Consider the following 3231-nt stretch of genomic DNA (forward strand, 5'->3'; position numbering starts at 1 on the left):
TCCTCCTAAAAGCGAAGAAGAGCTTTTAAACGAGGCAAAAGAGTTAAAAATCAACGAGATTAATACAAAAAAAGAAAATATTTTAAATGGTGGATTTTCTTTTAAAGGTAAAATCTATCAAAGTTCTAATGAAGATCAGTTAAGAATTAATGGAGCAGTAACCAATGCTCTTGTTAATCCTAATTTAATTCCTTATATTGATTGGATTGCGCTTGATAATACAACTACAAGATTTAGCGTAGATGAGTTTAAACTTTTTGCAAGTAGCATGGCTTATTTTGTGCAAGAGACTATTTTTAAAGCAAGTGCTTTAAAAGAAAAAGCTAGAAATGCACAAAGCAAAGAAGAACTTGATTTAATTGTTTGGGAGAGTGAAAAATGACTAAAACAGAATTAAAAAGGGTTTGTGTAAAGCCCTATGATAAAGACAGATTTGAAGTAATTAGTGATTATGCTTTTTCTTTGCCAAATTATAAAGGCATTGTACCACAAGGCTTTAAAACAGATGGAGCGAGTATCCCACGCCTTTTTTGGTCTTTGTTTCCACCTTTTAAAAGTGAGTATTTTAGCGCTTGTGTGGTGCATGATTTTTTATGCGAAAAAGCAAATTCAAGAACTGATTATAGGACAGCTGATTTAGCATTAAAAGAAGCTATGACTTTGCTTGGATGTTCTAAGTTTAAAATCTTTGTATTTTATCATTCTTGCAATCTTTATCATGCAATAAAATGCTTGATAAAAGGAAAATAAAAAAAGGTGAGCTACCCACGCAGTGGGACGGGGGCTTTCTCAAAGAGAGTGCAAAGCACAAGAGTAAAAGCGACTTTGGGCGGATTTTATTCGCACAAAGTGAAAGCATAAAAAGGAGTTAAAATGAAAGATTATGGAATTTCTTTTATTCCAGATATTAATCAAGGCTTAATAGAGCCAAGTGAACCTATCACTAGCAATAAGCTTGATGAAAAAAGAGTGAATGAATTAATTGATAAAAAACTCGAAGGGATTAAAGGTATAAAGGGCGAAAAAGGAGATAAGGGAGATAAGGGAGATAAGGGAGATAAGGGAGATAAAGGAGATAAGGGAGATAAAGGAGATAAAGGAGATAAAGGAGATAAAGGAGATAAAGGAGATAAAGGCGAAGATGCAAACTCTAATTTAAAAGAATTACAAATCCTTGATGGTAAAAAATTAAGGGTTGAGTTTAGCACCAAACAAACAAGCTCAGCCTATCCTTTAAAAACCTTAACCCTTTCAAGACTTGGTATAAAATTAGCAGGAGATAATGAGTTTTTAAAGATTAATGCTTTAGAGTTTATTGACAATTCTAACAATAATCTTTTGCTAGGCAATATAGAAAATGAAACTTTAAATAAAGCTTCAAAAGAACACGCCACTACTTTACCTGCTGAGTTTAGTTTAGAGAATGCTAATACTGAAGGTTTAGACTCATATGCAAAAGTAAAAATCACTTCAAATGGAGCTTATGAATTTGGCAATCGTTACACTCCATATTACGCTTTTAGAGAATATGATGAAAAAAATATTAGCGTGTTTTTAGCTAATGATGGATTAGAAAATCCTTTTTATACTATAGAATGCAAACTCTCTAAACCTATAAAAGAGTTTAAATTCACTCCTTGGGGATATGGCGTGGGTGGAAACTTCTTTAGTGAAAATCTAAATATTAAAATTTTTATAGATGACATTCTTTTTAAAGAGTTTAATTCTTTAAATCCAAATAGTAAAGAAATCGATACAGATTTTATTATTAATTTCAATATAAAAGGAGATAAGCTTATTTATGATGAGTTTAAAGATGGGGTTGATGAGAGATTTAGGATAGTAGAGAATGAACTTAAAGGCTTAGGCTCTACATTTACAAAAGCAAGTGCATTAAGTGAAGTTAAAAGCAAAAGAGTTAAAAAAACATAAATTAAAGTAAGCTACTTAGGGCAGGATAAAAGGTTTGGCTTTTGGGGCAAACACGCAGTGTTTGGGCGGGGAAGCCTTTAGCATTTGGTTCTTTAGGCGAACTTGTTCGCTGTTAAAAGAACATAAGAAAGGAAAATGAATAATGGCAGCAAATTATGGAGTTAATTTTAATATCAGTAATGGTGCAGCAAGTCCTATTAAAGTGCAAAGTGATACGCCTATTGGTATTGCTGGGGCTATAAAAGGTGCAAGTAAAGAAATGATTTACACAAAGGCTGGTTATGAAAGCGTGGATAGCTTTCCAATCTTTGCCTTTTCAAATGTAAGCAAAGCAAAAGAATTTGTAAACGATTTAATCAAAGAAAATAACTTACAAGATTTTAGACTTTTAGATACTTTAGAATGTATCAATCTACAAAATGTAAGTAATGTAATTATTATTAGTTTTTTTGAAGAAAGCGAGGAAAGTGAAAACACTTTAACCAATATTGTTAATGCCATAGAAGCCTTTAAAAAAGCCAAACATAAAACAGGTTTTAGTCCTGATTTAATCATTGCTCCTTATTACTCACATGAAGCAGGAGTAAAGGCTAAGCTTGAAAGTGTGGCAAGTTCTATGAATATCACAGCTATTGTGGATCTTTACGCTACAAATGTTGGCGAAGCTATTAATACAATGGAGGCTTTTAGCTCTAAAAGATTAATTGCCACTTGGCCACAGGTTCAAATCTTAAATACACAAGGAAAATACGCTTATGTTCCACAATCTCCTATCATCGCAGGTTTAATAGCTCATACAGATGGAGATAAAGAATATGGCTTTAGTGATTCTTACTCAAATAGAGTGATGAATGGGGTTACTGGCACAGAGTATTTTATAGAGTTTATCAATGGCTTTGATTGTGATGCAGAAAGACTAAGAAACGCTCATATTTCAACTTGTATTTTAAGTGAAGGTTATCGCTCTTGGGGTGGGGAAACTAGCCATGAAGATACGATTTGGCAAGATTTAGCTCGTGTAAGAACCTTTGATCGCATAGCTCTAGCAGGACAAAAAGCAGCTTTTAAAGCTATTGATAAAAAAGCAAGTGAATTATATTTTATAAAAATCAGCATTGAAGAATTGCTAAGAGATTTAAAAGGAGCTAAGGTTTTAATTGGCTATGAGGTAAGCTGGGATGAAGAAAGAAACACAGATGCCAATGTGAGTGCTGGTAAGTTTTATCTAAATATAAAAATGATGAATAATCCAATCGTTAAACAAATCACTTTAGAGTTCATCTACTCTGATGAATGGGC

At 32.7% G+C, this 3231-nt stretch carries 4 protein-coding genes; all 4 read left to right on the plus strand.

Annotated features, from left to right (window positions below):
- Positions 1-382: DUF4376 domain-containing protein (locus AJ886_RS04910; RefSeq protein ID WP_070287277.1), on the plus strand; the 382-nt coding region annotated here is incomplete at its 5' end.
- Entirely contained in the window at positions 379-750 is a 372-nt protein-coding gene (locus AJ886_RS04915; protein WP_002909498.1) for a DUF1353 domain-containing protein, read from the plus strand. The genes AJ886_RS04910 and AJ886_RS04915, both read left to right, overlap by 4 nt.
- Before the next feature lie 123 nt (positions 751-873).
- On the plus strand, positions 874-1932 hold the full coding sequence (locus tag AJ886_RS10530) for a hypothetical protein (protein WP_070287284.1): 1059 nt from the start codon (positions 874-876) through the stop codon (positions 1930-1932).
- Positions 1933-2074: 142 nt separating this feature from the next.
- Positions 2075-3231, plus strand: a 1157-nt coding sequence (locus AJ886_RS04925; protein ID WP_070287286.1) for a phage tail sheath family protein, incomplete at its 3' end; no start/stop codon positions are given.

The organism is Campylobacter sp. BCW_6465 (assembly GCF_001762815.1).
Lineage (GTDB): Bacteria > Campylobacterota > Campylobacteria > Campylobacterales > Campylobacteraceae > Campylobacter_D > Campylobacter_D jejuni.

Excerpts from the sequence above, each read along its gene's own strand:
- AJ886_RS04915 (WP_002909498.1), top strand. The coding sequence starts at position 379 with ATGACTAAAACAGAATTAAAAAGGGTTTGTGTAAAGCCCTATGATAAA.
- AJ886_RS10530 (WP_070287284.1), top strand. The coding sequence starts at position 874 with ATGAAAGATTATGGAATTTCTTTTATTCCAGATATTAATCAAGGCTTA.